Raw genomic sequence first — 19,557 nt, forward strand, 5'->3', positions numbered from 1 at the left:
AGTTGCCGAGGTTTTAGCGCGGCCGGGCGCCTGTCAAGGCGCCTCCCCGACACGCGACAGGCCACCTGTTGACGACTGATCCACCGCGCCTTGACAGGCGACCGGCCGCGCGGACAATCACAAATCGGGAGGGGGAGGTGGCCACCGCCAGCGTGCAGGTCAGGGGACCGTGCATGGCCACGGTCTCCACGCCGCAACGACCGAGCCCCGCCCCGCACATGGCGGCCAGCTCGCGCGCCAAAGACGCGCCCCCGCACCGGAATGGGCCGAACCCCCGGCCCGTCGCCTGCTCCGTCCGGGTGGTCGTCGGTGGGCATCCGGCTGGGCTCTCTGGGGGTGGGCAACCTCGTCGGCGTGCCGTCGCCCGGGGCGGACATGGGGTTGGTGCGTACTGACGGCTTCGACGTTGAACCATCGCCTCGTTCCCGTACGTGTGGAGGGCATGCGCGGCCGCGGCCATCGCGGCGCGTCCCTGCGAGTTCCTTTTGGGGGAACGGTGGACGTCGAGAACGTGGGTGTGGGGCGGCGACGGCTGCTCGCCGTGTCTGCGGCGGCGGTCGGCGGTGCCGCGCTGGTCGCGTGTGGCAGTGACTCGAAGGATTCCGGGTCGGGGTCGGCGACGACGGCCGGGTCCCAGCCGGCGGGTGGCGGTCAGACCTCGGCCGGCGGTGGTCAGCCGTCGGGGGCGTCGTCGGCCGGTGGCGGGAAGGTGCTGGCGAAGACGTCGGACATTCCGGTGGGCGGCGGGAAGATCTTCGACAGCCAGAAGGTGGTCGTCACGCAGCCGACCGCCGGCACGTTCAAGGCGTTCAGCTCGACGTGCACGCACCAGGGCTGCACGGTCGCGAAGGTCGCCGACGGTCTGATCCAGTGCCCGTGCCACGGCAGCGAGTACTCGATCGTGGACGCGTCGGTGAAGGCCGGGCCGGCGCCCAAGCCGTTGCCGCCGAAGCAGATCACGGTGACGGGCGACCAGATCTCGCTGGCCTGAGTCGCGGCGGTCCCGCGGCCCGGTGCCGCGGGACCGTCAGGCGCGCGTCGTGCTGGTGGCCGTCATCGCGATGACGGACGCCAGCGGCGTGCCGTTCATCCACAGCCCCAGCAGGTCGCGGTCGATGGCGATGATGCGCTGGCCGCGCGCGAGGTCGCGGGCCGGGGTGGTGAAGCGGGTGCTGGTGACGAAGAGGGCGACCTCGGCGTTGTGCACCGGTCGCGCGGTGCCGACGAAGCGCTGCATGTCGGGGCTGCCGACCGCGCGGTCCGGTGCGTAGCGCTTGCACTGGATGACCATGAAGCGGCCGTTGTACAGCCGCCCGGTCACGTCCGCGCCGAGGTCGCCGGCGCCGCCGCTGACCTGGACCCGGGTGCAGCCGTCGCGTTCGCACAACGCGGCGACGTGGTGTTCGAAGGCGGTGCCGTCCATGGCGTCGACGGCGGCCAGCGACCTGGCGATGCGGCGGCGGGCGTCCTGGCCGCGGCGGCGCCATCCGGTGCGCAGGCCGTTCCTGATCCAGCGCGTGCCGAGGACGAGGACCAGTACGAACGCGGCGGCGGAGAGGATGCCGAACAGCGCCTGCCAGGCGCGCAGATAGCCGGCGATCCCGGCCGCGACGCAGAAACCGATGGTCAGGGTCGCGTAGACGCGTGCGGCGGGTCCGGTGCGCCGCGGCCGGCGTCCACCGGACGGGCGGCGTCCGCCGGGGCGGGTGCGTCGCGGCGCGGGGACCCGCGTGCTTCGAGCGGTCCGGGTCGTCCCGTTGCCGCGTGCCGTACGCCGTGTCGTGGTCATCCGCGCCCCCGTTCCGCCGCCCCGTGCCGGGCCGTTCGACCCGGCCCAGACGCTATCTCAGCAGGGCAAGGGACGGCTGATGAACGCGGCGAGGCCGGGCGCGTGAATACCTGGTTGTGGGATTGCGGGGGTTAACCAGTATCGTGGGGCACGTTCTCGGGCGATTAGCTCAGCGGGAGAGCACTTCGTTCACACCGAAGGGGTCACTGGTTCGATCCCAGTATCGCCCACCCGAGACAAGGGCCCGGTCCTGCGGACCGGGCCCTTGGCGTTCCCCGTCCAAAAGCTTGCCGGAGTCTGGTATCCGGCCGGGATCCGTGGTTGCGTACGGCACCATGGACGCCACCACAGCCACCGCTCCCGCCGCACCGCGCCCCGCGCTCGACCTGCTCGACGGTGAGTTCTACGCCCGCGACCCGTACTCGACGTACGCGTGGTTCCGGGACCACGAGCCGGTCGCCTGGGACGCGGGCAACGAACTGTGGGGCGTCTTCCGCTACGCAGACCTCAAGGACGTCGAGGCGCGCAGCGACCACTTCATCAACTCGGACCGCAACAAGGGCGGCTACCGCCCGAACCTGCCCGCCGACCCGGCGATCATCGGGCTGGACAACCCGCTGCACAACCAGCGCCGCAAGCTGGTGAGCAAGTGGTTCACCCCGCGCGGCGTGCGCGAGTGGGAGCAGCATGTGCGCGCGGTCTGCGTCGACATCCTCGACACGGCGGTCGCGAAGGGCAGCGTCGAGGTGGTCTCCGAGCTGGCGTCCGTGCTGCCCGCGATGATGATCGGCCGGCTGCTCGGGTTCCCGGACGAGCAGTGGCCGTTGCTGCGCGACTGGTCGGAGCGCACCATCGCGCTCGGCGGCGGCCCGCAGGCCTTCACCGAGGACGGCAAGGCCGCGGTGGGCGAGTTCGCGACGGCGGCGCTGGAGCTGTTCGAGGCGAAGAAGGGGTGTCCTGCCGACGACGTGATGTCGACGTGGACGAAGGCGTCGATCGACGGCGTGCCGATCGGCCCGGGCGAGGTGTTCAGCGACTGCCTGCTGCTGCTGGACGGCGGCGCGGAGACCACCCGTACGGTCATCGCCCGCACGTTCCTCAACCTGATCGCGCACCCGGAGCAGTGGGACCTGCTCGTCGGCGGCGCCGATCTGGCGGTGGCCACCGAGGAGTTCATCCGGTACGTGACGCCGATCCACAACATGTGCCGGGTCGCGGTGGGCGACCAGCCGATCGGGGAGACGGTGATCCCGGACGGCCACCAGGTGGTCATGCTGTACGGCTCGGCGAACCGCGACCCGCGCGTGTTCACCGACCCGGAGCGCTTCGACGTGACGCGCAGCCCGAACGACCACATCACGTTCGGCTTCGGCACGCACTTCTGCCTGGGCGCGCCGCTGGCGCGGCTGGAGATCCGGATCTTCTTCGAGGAGCTGCTGCGCCGGGTCCGGGACATCCGGCTGACGCCGGGCACCGAGGTCGTGGACATGCCGAACGCGTTCGTGCACGGCATCCGGGAGGCGTACGTCGACCTGGTGCCGCGCTGACCGACCGGGCCGGGGCCGCCCGGATCCGCCGGCCCCGGCGCCGCTCCCGCTAGCCGAGCTTCATCAGTTCGACGCGGGTGCCGTCGGGGTCGGCCAGGAACACCAGCTCGGCGGAGCCCAGGTCGGTCTTCATGCTGGTGCGGGTGTCGGCGAGCAGCGTGCCGCCGTACTCGACGAGGCGGGCGGCCGCGGCGTCGACGTCCTCGACGGTGAAGCTCAGGTGCGTGAGGCCGAGCTGGTTGCGGTGCGCGGAGGGCGTGCCGGTGGCGCCCGGGGACGCGTAGCACAGCAGTTCGATCACGAGCGCGCCCTTGGCGATCATCTGCGAGGTCAGCCGCACCGGGGTGGGCACCTCCAGCGTCGCGGCCGCCTCGTCGCCGATCTCGTAGCTGATGACGGGGGCGAAGCCGAGGCCCTCGCAGTAGAAGCGCAGCGAGCGGTCGAGGTCGCCGACGCAGAGGCCGAGGTGTGAGACAGCGTAGGCGTCGGACATGCGTGGACTCCCTTTTCCGGCCGTTCTGCTGACGGCGCGTCAGCACTGCGCGCAGGCTAGCCGCGCGGCCGCGAATGATCGAGGGCCGCGGCAGCCCGGCTTGGCATTCCGGTGAATCAGGACGAACCTGGAATTATCACTCCGGCCGCCGCAAGGACACGTCCGCGAGGAGGCGTCCGATGGAGCTGCACGACGAGCTGCCCGTGGACCACCGGCTCGGCCGGGTGTACCGCTTCGGCGCCGGCCTGGTGGGGGTGTTCCTGCTGGTCTTCGGCATCCTCGGGCTCGTCGAGTCGATCACGTTCTTCGGCTCGTCCGACCAGGAGGTGGCCGGCTTGTCGACCAACGGCGCGCTCAGCACGCTGTCGATCGCGGTCGGCCTGGTCCTGGTCTCGGGCACGCTGCGCGGCGGGAACTTCGCCTCGAACCTCAACATCGTGGTCGGCGTCGCGTTCATCATGAGCGGCTTCGTGAACCTGTCGCTGATCGGCCGCGACCACAACGTCCTCGGCTTCCACATGTCCAACGTGATCTTCAGCTTCGCGGTCGGTGTCGCGCTGCTGGCGTTCGGCATGTACGGGCGGGTCGGCAGCGCCCTGCCGCACGACAACCCGTACTGGCGGGCCCGGAACCCCGGCCGGGCGGCGCGCGAGGACAAGGCGCGGCAGACCCTGGCGGGCGGTGGCCCGCTGGGGACGCACTGATCCGCCCCGGAGGATGATGGGCGTCCCCGCACCACGAGGAGGCCCCGCATGCCGGGTCAGCAGCACACCGGACGCACCGAGCCGCCGGAGGGCGCCCCGTCGCCGGCCGGTCTGCCGCTCGCCGGTGTCACCGTGGTCGCGCTGGAGCAGGCCGTCGCGGCGCCGTTCGCGACCCGGCAGCTCGCCGACCTGGGGGCGCGCGTCATCAAGGTGGAGCGGCCGGGCGACGGCGACTTCGCGCGGGCGTACGACGGGACCGTGCGCGGCCTGTCCAGCCACTTCGTGTGGCTCAACCGCGGCAAGGAGTCGATCGCGCTCGACGTGAAGGACCCCGTCGACCGCGAGGTCCTGGACCGGCTGATCGCGCGGGCGGACGTGTTCGTGCAGAACCTCGCGCCGGGCGCCGCCGACCGGCTCGGGCTCGGCGCGGAGGAGCTCGCGGCACGGCATCCGGCGCTGATCGTGTGCGGCATCTCCGGGTACGGCGACAGCGGCCCGTACCGCGACAAGAAGGCGTACGACCTGCTCGTCCAGTGCGAGGCGGGCCTGCCCTCGATCACCGGCGGCGCCGAGCCGGCCAAGACCGGCATCGCGGTCGCCGACATCGCGGCCGGCATGTACGCGTTCACCGGCGTGCTGACCGCGCTGTACGAGCGCCGCGCGACCGGCCTGGGCACCCGCTTCGAGGTGTCGATGCTGGAGGCGCTCGGCGAGTGGATGGGCTTCCCGTACTACTGGACGGAGTACGGCGGCGTGCCGCCGGTGCGCAGCGGCGCGCGGCACGCCACGATCGCGCCGTACGGCCCGTTCGCGGCGGGCGACGGCGGCCAGGTGTTCCTGGCCGTGCAGAACCAGCGGGAGTGGGGCCTGCTGTGCCGCGACGTCCTGGACCGCCCCGGGTTGGAGGCGGATCCGCGGTTCGCGGCCAACCCGGACCGGCTGACGCACCGCGACGCGCTGGAGACCGAAATCACCGGGGTGTTCGCGAAGCTGACCGCCGACGAGGTGCTCGCCCGGCTGGACGCCGCGGGCATCGCGAACGCGCGGCTGCGGGACATGGCGGGCTTCGCGTCCCACCCCCAGCTCGCGGCGCGCGACCGGTGGCGCGAGGTCGGCTCGCCCGCGGGGCCGCTGCGCGCGCTGCTGCCGCCGGTGACGGTGCCGGGCCGGGAGCCGGCGATGGGTCCGATCCCGGCGGTGGACGAGCACGGCGCGGCGATCCGCGCGGAGCTGGGCCTCGGATGACCCGGGCCTGACCGGTCGGCCGCGGAAAACGCGGCGACGCCCGCCGGAGGGTTCCGGCGGGCGTCGTCAGGGGGACCGCGGTGCGGCGCCGACGGGGCTCGGCCCCGCCCGGCCGGTCAGTGGCCGGCACCCGCCTCGTCGGCCGGGCGCGCCCACTTCGGCATGAGGAACGCGGCGACCCACGTGGCGGCGAGCACCCCGCACATGATCAGGATCGTGTACTCCGCGGCGTCGCCGAACGCGGACACCGCGCCGTGGCCGATGCGGTCGTCGGCGTAGCCGAAGAAGACCGTCCCGAAGACCGCGATGCCGATCGAACCGCCCAGCTGCTGGATCGCGTTGAGGACGCCGGACGCCGAGCCGGTCTGCTCGTCGGTGACGCCCGCGATCGCGATGTCGAAGAACGGCGCCATGATCAGGCCGGTGCCGATGCCCATGACGGCGAGCGCCGGGACCAGGATCCAGCCGGACACGCCCTCCGGGCGCTGGTCGATCGTGAACCACAGGGCGATGCCGCCGACGACCTGCACCAGCAGGCCCGCGTGCAGCACCTTGCGGCCGAACTTCGGGGCCAGCAGCCCGCCCGACAAGCCCGCGCCGACGGTGACGCCGAGCGACCACGGGATCATCGCGACGGCCGCGTCGGCGGCAGACCACGCCAGGCCCGCCTGCATGTAGACGGTCAGGATCAGCATGAAGGCCATCATCGTGCTGAAGAAGAGCAAGCCCACGACGAGCGCGCTGGTGAAGGCGCGGTTGCGGAACAGGCTGAGCTCGACGAGCGTCGACCCGCCGGCGCGGCGCAGCCGGGTCTCGTGCCAGACGAACAGGAGGAACACCGGGAGCGCGAGGCCCATGCACACGAACGTCCAGGTCGGCCAGCCCTCTTCGCGGCCCTGCACGAGCGGCAGGATGGCGAGCACCATGGCCCCGCTCATCAGCGCCATGCCGGTCAGGTCGAGGTCCGCGAAGCGGCTCCGGCTGCGGTTCGCGTCAAGGGACTTGGGAAGAATCCGAAGGGCTGCGGTGAAGGCGAACACCCCCACGGGGAGGTTCACGAAGAAGATCGAGCGCCAGCCGAAGCCGAACAGGTCGGCGTCGACCAGGAATCCGCCGATGATCGGGCCGGCGACCGCGCCGAGGCCCATGATCGGCCCGAAGATCCCGAACGCGGCGGCCATCTCCTTGGGCGGGAACAGGTCGCGCAGGATCCCCAGGCCCTGCGGGATCATCATCGCCGCGGCGATGCCCTGGACCGCGCGGGCGGCGATCAGCGTCTCGGGCGAGGTCGCGAGCCCGCACATCAGCGACGTGAGGGCGAAGCCCGCGGTGCCGATGAGGAACATCGTCCGGCGGCCGAAGAGGTCGCCGAGCCGCGCGCCGGTGATCAGCAGCATCGCGAACGACAGCGTGTACGCGGCCGACATCCACTGGAGCTGGCTGTAGCTGCCGCCGAGCGCAGCCTCGATCTTGGGACCGGCGACGCCGGTGATGGTGCCGTCGAACAGGTCCATGATCTCGGCGCCGAGCACGACGGCGAGGGCGAACCAGCGCCACTTGTACGGGGTGGGCCCCTCGGCCTCGTCCGTGTCGGGTGGCGCCGCGGTCTGTGTGTCGACGGCTGAGCCGGGGCGGACGTCTTCGTCTTCGCGGGGCTCGGACAGGTGTTCGGCGGTGGCGCTCATGAGGTCCCCCTGGGGCTCGGTGTCGGACGGTGCGGTTCCTGCGGGCCTCGACCCTCTCCCGAACGATGTTCGATCCACGAACACTGTTCGAAGCAACGAACACTGTTATAAGGTCGAACAGTGTTCGCGTCAAGTACAGTGTTCGAAAGAGCCCCCCGGAGGTGAGCGATGCCCGCCGTACCCGCTGATCACGAGGCCGCCACGCCGCCCTCGTCGCTGGTGCCCGGCTGGCGCGCGCCGAGGGCGCCCCGCAAGCCCGCGCGGTCCGCGCGCAAGGCGCCGCTCACCGCGGACACGATCATCGACGCCGCGCTGGCGATCATCGACGCCGAAGGCCTGGACGCGCTGTCCATGCGGCGCGTCGCGCAGAGCCTCGACACGGGCGCCGCCTCGCTGTACGCCCACGTCCAGAACAAGGAGGAGCTCATCGAGCTCGTCCTCGACCGGGTCAACGGCGAACTGCGCGTCCCGCCACCGGATCCGGAGCGCTGGCAGGAGCAGACGGCGGAGAGCATGCGTCAGGTACGCGACGTCTACGCCGCGCACCGCGACCTCGCCAAGGCCAGCTTCGGGAAGATCCCGACCATGCCCAACACGCTGCGCAGCATGGAGGCGATGCTGGCCATGCTGCGCGCGGGCGGGCTGCCCGACCTCGTCATCGCGTGGTCGGCCGACCTGATCGCGCTGTACACCACGTCCGCGGCGTACGAGCAGGGCCTCATGCAGCTGCAGGAGGAGCTCGCACCCGGGTCGATCCACGCGTACTTCGACGAGATCAGGGACTTCTTCGAGAACCTGCCGCCCGACGAGTTCCCCACCGCGGTGTCGCTGTTCGACGTCATGACCCAGGGCGACGGCGACGAGCGCTTCATGTTCGGCGCCGAGGTCATCCTGCTCGGGATGCAGGCGTACGCGGAGCGCATGCGCGCCCGCGAGGCGGGCGGGAAGCCCGAACCGTTCGGACGCTGGCACGAGCGAAGGCGCGAACGCGGGCGCGAGCGCGGCCGGGGACAGGGTCGCCGGCACCGCCTGCGGGGCAGGCGCGGGGACCGCTGAACGGGGCATGACGCCCCGTCACCACCGGTGTCCCGCGGCCCCTTTCGTCAGCGCTCGCTCAACGCCCGCTCTCCCGGGCTGCGTTCGGCCACGGCGCGCTTCGGGGCGAACCTCGGCTCGTCCCGCACCGGTGTCAGGGCGGCGGCTGCCAGCGGGATGACCGCGCACAGGCCGTACGCCGCGGCGTAGCCCGGCCCGCCGATGACCAGCGACAGCACGGGCGGTCCGGCCGCCGCGGCCAGGTTCTGGCCCATGTTGTGGATGCCGAGCGCGCGCCCCGCCCAGGCGGACCCGGCGAGTTCGGCGACGGCGGTGAACGCCACGCCGTTCCAGCACACCGTCGCCACGGACGCGACCAGCAGCGCGACGACCGCGGGCCACGAGGGCCAGAGCGCGGCCACCGCCAGCGCCGCCACCGCGGCGGCGTTGGCCAGCGACAGCGTGCGCATCGGGCCCAGCCGCGAACCCACGCGGTCGGACCAGGCGCCCACCAGCAGCCGGGACACCGCCGCGACCGTCTGCACGGCGGCCAGCAGGCGCCCGGCCGAGGTCGCCGTCCAGCCGTGCTCCTCCACCAGGTAGTCGGCCGAGTACGAGACCACCACGAACTGCGGTATCACCAGCAGTGCGCCGGCCGCGTGGATGCGGAACAGGACCGGCGTGCGGTACGGCGAGGCGGGCTTGGCGGCGCCGGCGACCGGTCCGGGACGCGGCGGATCGACGACGAACAGCGCGACCGCGAGGCCCGCAACGACGCAGAAGACCAACGGGAACAGCAGTGCGGCCCGTACGCCGTGCGAGGTCCCGATCGGCGGCAGCACCAACGCCGCGACCACCATGCCCAGGGGCTGCGCCATCTGGCGCACACCCATCGCCATGCCGCGCTCGGTCGGGCCGAACCAGCCGAGCACGACCCGGCCGCTGGCGGCGTTGACCGACGCGCTCGACGCACCGGCGACGGCCAGCCACGTCCCCATCCAGACAACCCCGCCGCCACTCATCGCCACCGCGATCGCCCCACCCGCGAGCAGGAGCCCGGCCGCCATGACCCCCCGCTCCCCGAACCGGTCCGCGGCCGCACCCCACAGCACCAGCGTGCACATCAGCCCGACGGTGGGACAGGTGACGACGGTCGCCGCGGCGGTCAGCGACATGCCCTCCTGCTCGCGCAGCACGGGCACGAGGTAGGCGAGGCCGTAGAGGAAGACGCAACTGGCGCACTGCGCGGTCATCCCGATCCCGAGCATCACCCACCGCCGACTGGACGCACGCGGCTCGACGGTCATCGCGGCCCCTCCCCTGGAGAACAACATGCACGCTACACGGGATCTCATGATCCGAGATATGCGTCTCGCATTCTGATCGCCGCACAGATGCCGCGGGCGGGGGAACGTGAGGCTGGGTGAAGCGGGAGGGGTGGGCGGGCGAGAGCGGGTGAGGCAACGGCGAGGCGGCGCGGCGGAGTGGGCTGGGCTGGGCCGGAGGGATCGGGCGGGTCGAGACGGGGTGGGCGGGGTGGGACCCGGCGTGGCCGGGTTGGGGTGGGCGGCGGATGATCAGGGGGGTACGGCGGGGTTGGCCGCCGGATGTCGGTTGTTCCGTACTGAGGAGCCCGTATGGCCGTCGCAACGCCGCACATGACCGCCGGGCCGCGGAACGCGCTGAGCGATGTCGCGGGGCTGCGGGTCGGGCATGCGTCGATGGTCGGGGACGGTGCGCTGACCGGGGTGACGGTCGTGCTCGCGCCGCCCGGGGGCGTGGTGGCGGCGGTCGATGTGCGTGGGGGCGGGCCTGGGACGCGGGAGACCGATGCGCTCGATCCGCGGAACCTGGTCCCACGTGTCGAGGCGATCGCGTTGACCGGTGGGAGCGCGTACGGGCTGGACGCGGTGGCGGGTGTCGTCTCGTGGCTGGAGGACCACGAGCGCGGGTTCCCCGTCGGTGAACTGCCGCACGAGGTGGTGCCGGTGGTGCCCGCCGCGACGATCTTCGACCTGGGGCGCGGCGGGGACTTCCGCAAGCGTCCGGACGCCGCGCTGGGGCGGGCCGCGGTCGAGGCGGCCGCGGCGGAGGAGGAGTGCGGTCCGGTCGCCACGGGCGTCGTCGGCGCCGCGACGGGCGCGCTCGCCGGTGGGCTCAAGGGTGGCCTGGGCACCGCGAGTTGCGTCCTGGAAGGCGGTGTGACGGTGGCCGCCCTCGTGGTGGTCAACGCTGCGGGGTCGGCGATCGACCCGGTCGGCGGGCTGCCGTACGGCATGGTCGCGGCGCTGCCGGGCGAGTTCCCGCTGGTGCCCCCGTCGCACAACGAACACGCCGCGGCGCTCGGCCGGTTCGTGGACGCCGACGCGCCCCAGCCGCCGTTGAACACCACGCTCGCGGTCGTCGCGACGGACGCCGCGCTGACCCGCGCGCAGGCGCACAAGCTCGCCGGCGTCGCACACGACGGCATGGCCCGCGCCCTGCGCCCGGTGCACACGCTCTACGACGGCGACACCGTTTTCGCGCTGTCCACCGGCGCCCGGCTGCTGCCCGCGGTCTCGTCGGAGACCCCGTACGGCGTCAATGCGGAGGCCGCGGCCCTGTCGGCGATCCACGCCGCGGCCGCCGACGTGGTGGCGCGCGCCATCGTGCACGGGGTTCTTGCGGCGGAATCTGTGGATATGGCGACGGGTCCCGCACCGTCGTACCGCTCGCTGTACCCGGGCGCGGCGGCGCGATACCGGCGCACCGACTGAATTCCCCGCACAGTTGCGGCCATTCCGGCGAGACCGCCCGAAAAAGGCACGAAAATCGCACGACCGGAATGAGTAACTCCCGTATCCGTGCCTATGGTTCGGATCGCGCAAAGCCAATTCGCGTGCAGTGCACACCGACTTCATCTGCGCCTATGATCGGCGCGCGGCGATCGCCTTTCCGGTGTGCACCAAGCCCCCCACGGCAGCAGGCCGTCGACCGCGTGATCAGCCTTTCCTCGGGGGCGTCGGCACGCGACGATCAAGGAGGCTCGGCGCAATGGGCGACATCCACCATTTCTCGTCAGGACCCCTGACGCCCACGCTCGCCTATGTGATGTCCTGCCTGGGCTCAGGCCTCGGCCTTTTGTGCACGTCGAGAGCACGCGCGGCGCTGGGCTGGGCCCGCGCCCGATGGCTGATTCTCGCCGCCGTTTCGATCGGCGGCACCGGAATCTGGGTCATGCATTTCATCGCGATGCTCGGCTTCTCCGTCGAGGGCACCGCGATCCGGTACGACGTCCAGCGCACCATCCTCAGCCTGATCGCGGCGATCGCGGTGGTCGGCCTCGGCCTGTCGATCGTCGGGTACGCCGGCAACCGGGTGGCCCCGCTGCTGCTGGGCGGCGTGCTCACGGGCGGCGGGGTGGCGAGCATGCACTACCTGGGCATGTCGGCGCTGTGGCTGCGGGGTTCGATCGACTACGACACGACGATCGTGTCGCTGTCGGTGGTGATCGCGGTGGTCGCGGCGACCGCCGCGTTGTGGATGGCGTTCAATATCCGGGGCATGCTGGCGACCGTCGTGGCCGCATTGATCATGGGTGTGGCCGTCACCGGAATGCACTACACCGCGATGTACTCGATGAGTGTCGACACCTCCGCGTCCAGCGGTGTCTCGCACGGCGCCGAACCGGTTCAGTTCCTGGCGCCGTTGATCACCGGAATCAGCCTCTTCACCTTCGTGACGATGTTCATCGTGGCGCTTTCGCCGACCGAGGACGAAATGGAGGAGGAGGCGGAACTGGGTGCCCGACTCGATCGCCTGACGGAGAATCAGAAAATCCGGCGGCGCACCACCGTCAGGCCTTCCCGGTCACCCCGCGCGGCAGCGCGACCGGCGCCGGCGCGCGGACCGGATCAGATCGGCGGGCATTCCCGGATCCCCCGGCCGAACGGAACCGGAATTCCCTATTCCGGAATGCCGCAGGGTTCGGCGAATCCCCACCCCGTGAACGATTGGCAGGACGGTCCGGAAGCCCACGAGGATTACTTCCGGCGGCGCTGACCACACGTAACCCCGTGTACACGCCGGAGTGACGCCCCGGCAATGCCGACCCCGGACGCTGGGCTGGTCGATTCCGGCACCAGCACCTGCCACGGGGAGGGCGACGCATGTCCGAAACGATGTCCCTCGCGGAGACCGCCAGAGCGCTCCGCGCCGGCACCGTCACCTCGCTCGACCTGGTCGGCGTCGCCTTGGAGGGCGCCGCCCGCATCGGCCGACGGCTGGGCACCTACGCCGCCCTACGCGACGACGAGGCCCTCGCCGAGGCCGAACGCGCCGACGCCGAACGCGCGTCGGGCCTGGACCGCGGCCCGCTGCACGGAGTGCCGATCGGCGTGCGGGACTTCCCCGGCGCGTTGGACGACGTCGCCGTCGGCCGGCTCCGCGCCGCGGGCGCCGTACCGCTCGGCACGACCACGGCCATGGAGTTCACCATCGGGCTGCCCGATCCGGGCCGCGAGACGCCGGTGCCGCGCAATCCGTGGGACCCGGCGGCCTGGGCGGGCGGCGCGAGTTCGGGCACCGCGAACGGCATCGCGGCGGGGCTGTTCCCGGGCGGCGTGGGCGCGGACGCGGCGGGCGGCATCCGGATGCCAGCGGCGTTCTGCGGTGTCACCGGGCTGCGTCCGACGCGCGGGAGGGTGCCGAACCCGGCCTCCGGGGCGGTCGAGCACCTGGGGCCGATGGGCCGCACGTCCGAGGACTGCGCGCTGCTGCTGACGGCGATGGCCGGCTACCACCCGGCGGACGCGCGCTGCGCGGACCGCCCGGTACCGGAGTACGCGGCGGCGCTGTCCGGCCATGTGGAGGGAGTGCGGATCGGCGTCGACCCGCTGCTACGGCTCGGCGCGGACCTGGCCGACCGGTCGCTGCCGCTGCGCTTCGGCTCGGCGCTGGACGTCCTGGCGGCCGCGGGCGCGGTCATCGTCGACGTCGAACTGCCCTTCGCCCGCGAGCTGTACGCCGCCGACATGCTGACCCTGGCGGCCGAGGCGCTGGCCCACTTCGCACCGGACCTGACGTCCCGCTGGGAGGAGTTCGGCACGACGGGCCGCACCGCCTTCGCCACCGGCGCGTTCTACACGGCCGCGGACTACGTGCGCGCCCAGGCCGTGCGGCGTACCGGCCAGCAGGCGGTCAACGCGCTCCTGGAGCGGGTGGACCTGGTGGTGACGCCGACCGCGACGGTGACCGCGCCGCGCGTGGACCGCCTGGACAGCCCGGGCTTCATGGCTGTGTTCGGGTCCGCGGTGCACACGCCGTACTGGAGCGCGGTGGGCAATCCGACGCTGTCGGTGCCGATCGGGTTCGGGGACGACGGACTGCCGCTCGCCATGCAGATCTCCGGGCGGCCGTTCGACGAGGCGCTGGTGCTGCGGGCCGGCGACGCGTACCAGCGGCGGGCCGAATGGCACCACCAGGTCCCGGACATGCGCGGCAAGTTGGCACGAATCCCAGCGCCTGTGTAGTGCCTTGTGCCCTTCCGCACCCGGGCACTATACGCCGGGTAACCCGAACGCGGGCGATTCCGCGTACTTTGCGAAAGGGCCGTGTCACACCCGGTCACTCTGGTGACCGGAAGGAGGGCCGCTGCCCCCGTAACGCCAGGGGCGCTTCGCGGCGCACACACACATGAACCACTTCACGTACGGCCCGCTCACCCCCGGCCTGGCGTTCCTCATGTCGTGCACGGGCGCCTGCCTGGGGCTGCTGTGCAGCGCCCGCGCGCAGGCCATGTCCGGCTTCGCGCGCGGCCGTTGGATCGCGATGGCTGCGGTGTCGCTCGGCGGCACCGGGATCTGGGTCATGCACTTCATCGCCATGCTCGGGTTCAGCATCCCCGGCCAGGAGGTCCGGTACGACATCCCGCTCACGCTCGCGAGCCTGCTGCTGTCCGTCCTGGTGGTGGGCATCGGCCTGACGCTGGCGATCGGCGGCGAGTCGAGCACGGCGTCACTGCTGGTGGGCGGCGTCATCACCGGGTCCGGCGTCGGCGCGATGCACTACCTGGGGATGTACGCGATGAAGACGACGCAGCCGATCGGCTACGACCCGCGCGTGGTCTCGCTGTCGATGGTGATCGCGATCGTCGCCGCGACCGCCGCGCTGTGGGCGGCACTTCATGTGCGAGGCGCCAAGGCGATCTCCGCCGCGGTACCGGTCATGGGGCTCGCGGTCTGCGGCATGCACTACACCGGCATGTTCGCCATGCACCGCACGGGCACGGGCTCGGCCGGGGCGCACCCGCACGGCACCGACCAGACCACGTTCTTCGCGCCGATGATCACCTCGATCAGCGTGCTGACGATGATCATCCTGGTGATCGTGGCGATCTGGCCCAACGTCGAACAGATGGAGGACGACCGGGACTTCGACGACCGCGTCGCCCGGCTCACGGCGGGCGGGGTGCCGCACACGGCGTCCTGACCCGACCGCGCGTCCCCGAACACGCCGCGCGGCGAGGGTGCTTCCCCGAGCACACCCTCGCCGCGCGGAACCACGTGCGGGTCAGTCGTCCGACAGCAGCGAGCCGAGCCGCTCGGTCGCCTCGACCCACTCCTCGACCATCGACAGCACGACCTCCTGGGTCGGCCGCACCCGGTCCATGGCGCCCACGATCTGGCCGACCGGCCAGCCGTTGAGCTCCTTGTTCTTGGTGCGCGTGATGCGCCGCGCCGCCTTGTTGAAGACGAGGCCCTGCAGCGGCATCGGCAGCGGGTCCGGGTTGGCCGGGTCCTCCCACGCCTCGGTCCACGCGGTGCGCAGCTGGCGGGCCGGCTTGCCGGTCATCGCGCGCGAGCGCACGGTGTCCGTGGACGCCGCCTCCAGGAGGTTCTGCACGGCCGTCTCGTGCGTGTCGGCCTCGGCGACGGTGAGCCAGATGCTGCCGGTCCACACGCCCTGCGCGCCGAGCGCGAGCGCCGCGGCCATCTGCCGGCCGCCGCCGATGCCGCCGGCGGCGAGCACCGGGACGTCCGGGCCGACCACGTCGACGACCTGCGGGATGAGCACCATCGTGGAGATCTCGCCGCAGTGGCCGCCGGCTTCGGTGCCCTGCGCGACGACGACGTCGACGCCGGCCTCGACCTGCTTCTGCGCGTGCCGCGGGCTGCCGCACAGCGCGCCGACGAGGACGCCGGCGTCGTGGCACGCGTCGATGATGTCGGCGGGCGGCGGGCCGAGCGCGTTGACGAACATCTTGACGAGCGGGTGCTTGAGCGCGGTGTCGATCTGCGCGCGCGACTCGAGGTCGACGTTGAGGCCGGCGGCCTTGGCGGCCTTGCCCTCGAGCTCGGCGGGCAGCGGCGGGATGCCGTGCTCGTCGAGCAGCCGGTCGACGAACTGCCAGTGCTCCTCGGGGATCAGCTTCTCAAGGTTGGCCGGGAGCGCCGCGTCACCGCCGCCCTTGCCGAGGTACTTCATGGGGATCGCGAGGTCGACGCCGTACGGCCTGCCCTCGACGTGCTCGTCGATCCACGCGAGCTCGATCTCCAGCTGGTCCGGGCTGAACGCCAGGGCACCGAGCACCCCGAAGCCGCCCGCGCGGCTGACCGCGGCGACGACGTCCCGGCAGTGGGAGAAGGCGAAGATCGGGAACTCGATCCCGAGCTTCTCGCAGATGGGTGGCTTCATGCGAGGGAGCATAGACAGGTTCCTTGACCAAAACAAGGTCAGGAACCCTGACAAAAAACGGCGGCCCCGACCACGCCTCGAGCGCGTGGTCGGGGCCGCCCCCCGCGCGAGTCAGCTCGACGGGAGCTCCGAGCCGACCGCCCACATCGCGAAGTACTGCGCGGCCGCACCGTAGGCCTGGGCGAGCGCCACGCGGGCGCCGTCCACCTGGTGCTCCCCCGCCGCCCCGCGGACCTGGAGCGCGGCCTCCAGGAAGCGCAGCATGCCGGACGCGCCGATCGGGTTCGACGACAGCACGCCGCCCGACGGGTTGACCGGGAACGAGCCGCCGAACGCGGTCTCACCGCGGTCGACCATCTTCCAGCCCTCGCCCACCGGCGCGATGTCGTGGCCCTCGAGCCACATCGGCTCGTACCACGAGAACGGCACGTACAGCTCGGCCACGTCGATCTGGTTGCGCGGGTCGGTGATGCCGGCCTGCTTGTAGACGTCCCACGCGCAGTCGACGCCCGCCTGCGGGCGGATCGGGTCGCGGCCGTTGAACGACGACGGCTCCGAACGCATCGACGTCCCCAGCACCCACGCCGGCGGCCGCCCGTCGGCCGCCGCCGCCAGGCCGCCCGCCTTGTCGGTCAGCACGATCGCGCCCGCGCCGTCGGACGACGGGCAGGACTCCAGGAAGTGCAGCGGGTCCCACATCATCGGCGACTCGCGGACCTTCTCGATCGAGATGTCCTTCAGGTGCAGGTGCGCGTACGGGTTCCGCAGCGCGTTCTGCCGGTCCTTGACCGCCACCTGCCAGCCGATGTGCTCCGGCGCGCCCGACTTGCGGATGTACGCGCGGATCCACGGCGCGAACGCGCCGCCCGCGCCGATCGACCCGGACTTGCCGCCGCCGAGCCCGAACTGGGCGTTGCCCTCGGACTGCTTCTCCCACGCCACGGCCAGCACGCGCTTGTGCACGCGCGACGACACCAGGTGGGACGCGACGATCGCGGTCGACCCGCCGACCGAACCCGCGGTGTGCACGCGGAACACCGGCTTGCCGGCGCCGCCCAGCGCGTCCGCGAGGTACAGCTCGGGCTTCATGACGCCCTCGAAGATGTCCGGCGCCTTGCCGATCACCACCGCGTCGATGTCCGACCACGTCATCTGCGCGTCGTCGAGCGCGCGCTGCGCCGCCTCGCGCACCAGGCCCGCGATCGACAGGTCGTCACGGCGCTTCTTGTGCTTGGTCTGGCCGATGCCGACGACCGCAACCGGTTCGTGCCCCATCAGTTGTCACCTTCCAGAATGCACACCAGGTTCTGCTGCAGCAGCGGACCCGAAGTGGCGTGCGCCAGCGTACGGTTGCGCCCGCCCGACAGGATCTGCTCGGCGGCCTCGGCGATCCGGACCAGTCCGGTGGCCATGAGCGGGTTGCCGGTCAGCGCGCCGCCCGACGGGTTGACCACGACGTCGTCGCCCAGGCCCAGCGCCTGGCGCAGGACCACCTCCTGCGCCGTGAACGGCGCCATCAGCTCGGCGACCTCGACGCCCTCGACGCCGCCCGCCTTCTCGGCGGCGAGCCGCGTCGAGGGCGAGTCGGTCAGGTCGCGCAGCGCCGGGTTGTGCACCTCGCTGCGGTGGTCGATGCCGGCGATCCACGCGGGGCGCGACACGAGTTCGCGGGCCTTGCGCGCGGTCGCCATGACGACGCAGGACGCGCCGTCCGAGATCGGCGGCAGGTCGCTCTTGCGCAGCGGGTTGCGCAGGTACGGCTCGGCCAGCAGCTTGTCGACGTCCGTCTCCGCGGAACGCACCTGCTGCTTGGGGTTGTTCGCGGCGTCGCGGCGGGACCGCGCGGCGATCTCGGCGAGTTCGCGCTCGGTGCTCTTGCCGCTCTCGATCAGCTGCCGGGCCTGGAGCGCGGCCAGCGAGACCGGGTCGGGGCCGAGCGGCGCGAGGTAGTACGGGTCGAGCTCGTTCAGGTAGATCTCGGCCGGGTCGCCGGTCGAGGACTTGCCGGAACCCAGCGCGACGGCGATCTCCACGTCGCCGTGCTGCATGCGGACCCACGCCTCGTACATCGCCCACGCGCCGTCCATCTCGACGTGCGACTCGTGGATGGGCGGCCAGGCGCCCATCGCGTCGAGGTTCGGGACGAACGAGAAGGTGCCGCCCGAGACGTAGTCGCACGAGCCCTGGCAGCTGAACCCGATGTCCGAGCGCTTGAGGCCGACCTTGCCGAGCGCCTCGTCGACGACCGCGATGAGCATCTCGGTCTCGGTGACGTCGTTGCGCCGCACGGCCGGAAGGTACGCGGTCGACACGATCGCGATGGCGGTGTCGGCGCGGTCGTTGCTTTCGTTGCTCACGATGCCTGTCTCCCAATCGGCCACGGTCAGAACACCCGGTTCATGTACTGCTCGGCCGGCTCGTCGGGCTCGCCGGTGGGCAGCCAGCCCTCGATGAACCCGGCGACGGTGCCCCAGCCCTTGCTGGTGATCTCCGCGGCGTTGCGGGCGTCGTCGGCGAACCACTGGGCCTTGACGCGCATGCCGACGCGGATCTCCGAGACCGGGATGCCGATGATCTGCTGCTGGGCGATGACCATTTCGTCGCCGTGCAGGACGACCGAGGCGCGCGCGAACGGCTCGGTCTCCTTCTGCCCCGGGTACGGAGTCGGGGTGACGATCGTGTAGTTCGACACGACGCCGTAGTCCGGCAGCGTCTCCTCGTGCTCCTCGCCCAGCGTGATCGCGTCGACCGAGCAGTAGCCGCGGCCGAGGAAGACGCGGTTGCACTGCGGGCAGCGCTGGCCGGTGATGACGCCGGCCCGCATGCTGGCGGCGTAACGCTCCAGGGTCGGCGACAGCACGTCCGTGTACGTGATGGTGGAGAAGTAGTCCATCGTCTGGACGTCCTGCGCCTCGCCGGCGGCGGGCCCCTCGGGGGTCTCGCCGGGCACGAACGCGACGATGTCGTCGATGCGGCCGACCGGTTCGTCGCGCCAGCGCGGGGCGACGCGCATGCCGGTGGACACCGCGTCCTCGCTGCCCGCGTCGAGCGCGTGGAGCAGGTTGGTGTCGGCGCCGTCCAGCTTGATCAGCGCGTACGCGAACGGCCGGTCCAGCGGGTGGTGCTTGCCGGGCTCGGCGACCCACGTCCACGACACGACGGTGCCGGCGGGGCCGACCTCGACGAAGTCCGGCTCGAGCGCGTTCCCGGTCTCGGGGTCGTATTCCATCGGCGGAACGATGACCCGCTCGCCGCTGCGGATCCCGACGATGCGCTGCGCGGTCAGCTCGGAGAAGAAGCGGCTGATGACCGGTCCGAGCGTGCGCTTGTACGGGAACTGGATGGTGCTGCTTGTCTGTGTCGACACGCGGTCGTCCTCTCGGCG

Annotated in this window: 17 protein-coding genes and 1 tRNA gene; 10 read left to right on the forward strand and 8 right to left on the reverse strand. The window is 72.0% G+C overall.

Annotated elements, in window-relative coordinates:
• The first annotated feature begins 496 nt into the window (after positions 1-496).
• On the forward strand, positions 497-991 hold the full coding sequence (locus QI554_RS29180; RefSeq protein WP_281473970.1) for a Rieske (2Fe-2S) protein: 495 nt from the start codon (positions 497-499) through the stop codon (positions 989-991).
• A 36-nt stretch (positions 992-1,027) separates the two neighbouring features.
• On the opposite strand, the gene QI554_RS29185 is transcribed toward QI554_RS29180, so the two are convergent.
• Positions 1,028-1,789: a restriction endonuclease gene (locus QI554_RS29185; protein ID WP_281473972.1), complete on the reverse strand. Its 762-nt coding sequence runs from the start codon at positions 1,787-1,789 to the stop codon at positions 1,028-1,030.
• A 158-nt stretch (positions 1,790-1,947) separates the two neighbouring features.
• Between QI554_RS29185 and QI554_RS29190 the strand changes: the two genes are divergently transcribed.
• Both QI554_RS29190 and QI554_RS29195 read left to right on the forward strand, forming a co-directional pair.
• Positions 1,948-2,019, forward strand: a tRNA-Val gene (locus tag QI554_RS29190).
• Between the two features lie 105 nt (positions 2,020-2,124).
• Positions 2,125-3,336, forward strand: a complete 1,212-nt coding sequence (locus QI554_RS29195; RefSeq protein ID WP_281473974.1) for a cytochrome P450 — start codon at positions 2,125-2,127, stop codon at positions 3,334-3,336.
• Between the two features lie 49 nt (positions 3,337-3,385).
• On the opposite strand, the gene QI554_RS29200 is transcribed toward QI554_RS29195, so the two are convergent.
• Positions 3,386-3,829 carry a VOC family protein gene (locus tag QI554_RS29200; RefSeq protein ID WP_281473975.1) on the reverse strand — a complete coding sequence of 148 codons (444 nt, stop codon included), beginning with the start codon at positions 3,827-3,829 and terminating at the stop codon, positions 3,386-3,388.
• A 179-nt stretch (positions 3,830-4,008) separates the two neighbouring features.
• Between QI554_RS29200 and QI554_RS29205 the strand changes: the two genes are divergently transcribed.
• On the forward strand, positions 4,009-4,533 hold the full coding sequence (locus tag QI554_RS29205; RefSeq protein ID WP_281473976.1) for a DUF4383 domain-containing protein: 525 nt from the start codon (positions 4,009-4,011) through the stop codon (positions 4,531-4,533).
• A gap of 48 nt (positions 4,534-4,581) precedes the next feature.
• A complete protein-coding gene (locus tag QI554_RS29210; protein ID WP_281473977.1) occupies positions 4,582-5,778 on the forward strand; it encodes a CaiB/BaiF CoA transferase family protein in 1,197 nt (398 codons plus the stop codon).
• Between the two features lie 116 nt (positions 5,779-5,894).
• On the opposite strand, the gene QI554_RS29215 is transcribed toward QI554_RS29210, so the two are convergent.
• Positions 5,895-7,463 carry an MFS transporter gene (locus tag QI554_RS29215; protein ID WP_281473979.1) on the reverse strand — a complete coding sequence of 523 codons (1,569 nt, stop codon included), beginning with the start codon at positions 7,461-7,463 and terminating at the stop codon, positions 5,895-5,897.
• A 168-nt stretch (positions 7,464-7,631) separates the two neighbouring features.
• Between QI554_RS29215 and QI554_RS29220 the strand changes: the two genes are divergently transcribed.
• Complete coding sequence (locus QI554_RS29220) at positions 7,632-8,519, forward strand: TetR/AcrR family transcriptional regulator (protein WP_281473980.1); 888 nt, start codon at positions 7,632-7,634, stop codon at positions 8,517-8,519.
• 47 nt (positions 8,520-8,566) lie between these two features.
• Here the strand turns inward: QI554_RS29220 and QI554_RS29225 are convergent, their stop codons facing one another.
• On the reverse strand, positions 8,567-9,805 hold the full coding sequence (locus tag QI554_RS29225) for an MFS transporter (protein WP_281473982.1): 1,239 nt from the start codon (positions 9,803-9,805) through the stop codon (positions 8,567-8,569).
• 330 nt (positions 9,806-10,135) lie between these two features.
• Between QI554_RS29225 and QI554_RS29230 the strand changes: the two genes are divergently transcribed.
• The 4 genes from QI554_RS29230 to QI554_RS29245 all read left to right on the forward strand — a co-directional run bounded on the left by QI554_RS29230 (position 10,136) and on the right by QI554_RS29245 (position 14,966).
• On the forward strand, positions 10,136-11,254 hold the full coding sequence (locus tag QI554_RS29230; RefSeq protein ID WP_281473984.1) for a P1 family peptidase: 1,119 nt from the start codon (positions 10,136-10,138) through the stop codon (positions 11,252-11,254).
• A 277-nt stretch (positions 11,255-11,531) separates the two neighbouring features.
• A complete protein-coding gene (locus QI554_RS29235; protein WP_281473985.1) occupies positions 11,532-12,539 on the forward strand; it encodes an MHYT domain-containing protein in 1,008 nt (335 codons plus the stop codon).
• Positions 12,540-12,646: 107 nt separating this feature from the next.
• The gene (locus tag QI554_RS29240) at positions 12,647-14,008 is read left to right on the forward strand and encodes an amidase (protein ID WP_281473987.1); all 1,362 of its coding nucleotides are present in this window, start codon (positions 12,647-12,649) and stop codon (positions 14,006-14,008) included.
• 163 nt (positions 14,009-14,171) lie between these two features.
• Positions 14,172-14,966, forward strand: coding sequence for an MHYT domain-containing protein (locus QI554_RS29245; RefSeq protein ID WP_281473988.1), 795 nt, complete (start codon positions 14,172-14,174; stop codon positions 14,964-14,966).
• An 81-nt stretch (positions 14,967-15,047) separates the two neighbouring features.
• On the opposite strand, the gene QI554_RS29250 is transcribed toward QI554_RS29245, so the two are convergent.
• The 4 genes from QI554_RS29250 to QI554_RS29265 form a co-directional block, all read right to left on the reverse strand.
• On the reverse strand, positions 15,048-16,172 hold the full coding sequence (locus tag QI554_RS29250; RefSeq protein ID WP_281473989.1) for a nitronate monooxygenase: 1,125 nt from the start codon (positions 16,170-16,172) through the stop codon (positions 15,048-15,050).
• A 111-nt stretch (positions 16,173-16,283) separates the two neighbouring features.
• Positions 16,284-17,447, reverse strand: a complete 1,164-nt coding sequence (locus QI554_RS29255; protein WP_281473990.1) for a thiolase domain-containing protein — start codon at positions 17,445-17,447, stop codon at positions 16,284-16,286.
• Entirely contained in the window at positions 17,447-18,529 is a 1,083-nt protein-coding gene (locus QI554_RS29260) for a thiolase domain-containing protein (protein WP_281473992.1), read from the reverse strand. The genes QI554_RS29255 and QI554_RS29260 overlap by 1 nt, the downstream gene beginning before the upstream one ends.
• 26 nt (positions 18,530-18,555) lie before the next feature.
• Complete coding sequence (locus QI554_RS29265; protein ID WP_281473993.1) at positions 18,556-19,539, reverse strand: Zn-ribbon domain-containing OB-fold protein; 984 nt, start codon at positions 19,537-19,539, stop codon at positions 18,556-18,558.
• Between the last annotated feature and the right edge of the window lie 18 nt (positions 19,540-19,557).

Origin of the sequence: Yinghuangia seranimata, from assembly GCF_029953285.1 — a bacterium.
Classification (GTDB): domain Bacteria; phylum Actinomycetota; class Actinomycetes; order Streptomycetales; family Streptomycetaceae; genus Yinghuangia; species Yinghuangia seranimata.

What these genes read in the sequence shown, in the direction of transcription:
- QI554_RS29185 (WP_281473972.1), bottom strand. Translation starts at nt 1,789, where the DNA reads ATGACCACGACACGGCGTACGGCACGCGGCAACGGGACGACCCGGACC.
- QI554_RS29195 (WP_281473974.1), top strand. Translation starts at nt 2,125, where the DNA reads ATGGACGCCACCACAGCCACCGCTCCCGCCGCACCGCGCCCCGCGCTC.
- QI554_RS29200 (WP_281473975.1), bottom strand. Translation starts at nt 3,829, where the DNA reads ATGTCCGACGCCTACGCTGTCTCACACCTCGGCCTCTGCGTCGGCGAC.
- QI554_RS29205 (WP_281473976.1), top strand. Translation starts at nt 4,009, where the DNA reads ATGGAGCTGCACGACGAGCTGCCCGTGGACCACCGGCTCGGCCGGGTG.
- QI554_RS29210 (WP_281473977.1), top strand. Translation starts at nt 4,582, where the DNA reads ATGCCGGGTCAGCAGCACACCGGACGCACCGAGCCGCCGGAGGGCGCC.
- QI554_RS29215 (WP_281473979.1), bottom strand. Translation starts at nt 7,463, where the DNA reads ATGAGCGCCACCGCCGAACACCTGTCCGAGCCCCGCGAAGACGAAGAC.
- QI554_RS29220 (WP_281473980.1), top strand. Translation starts at nt 7,632, where the DNA reads ATGCCCGCCGTACCCGCTGATCACGAGGCCGCCACGCCGCCCTCGTCG.
- QI554_RS29225 (WP_281473982.1), bottom strand. Translation starts at nt 9,805, where the DNA reads ATGACCGTCGAGCCGCGTGCGTCCAGTCGGCGGTGGGTGATGCTCGGG.
- QI554_RS29230 (WP_281473984.1), top strand. Translation starts at nt 10,136, where the DNA reads ATGGCCGTCGCAACGCCGCACATGACCGCCGGGCCGCGGAACGCGCTG.
- QI554_RS29235 (WP_281473985.1), top strand. Translation starts at nt 11,532, where the DNA reads ATGGGCGACATCCACCATTTCTCGTCAGGACCCCTGACGCCCACGCTC.
- QI554_RS29240 (WP_281473987.1), top strand. Translation starts at nt 12,647, where the DNA reads ATGTCCGAAACGATGTCCCTCGCGGAGACCGCCAGAGCGCTCCGCGCC.
- QI554_RS29245 (WP_281473988.1), top strand. Translation starts at nt 14,172, where the DNA reads ATGAACCACTTCACGTACGGCCCGCTCACCCCCGGCCTGGCGTTCCTC.
- QI554_RS29250 (WP_281473989.1), bottom strand. Translation starts at nt 16,172, where the DNA reads ATGAAGCCACCCATCTGCGAGAAGCTCGGGATCGAGTTCCCGATCTTC.
- QI554_RS29255 (WP_281473990.1), bottom strand. Translation starts at nt 17,447, where the DNA reads ATGGGGCACGAACCGGTTGCGGTCGTCGGCATCGGCCAGACCAAGCAC.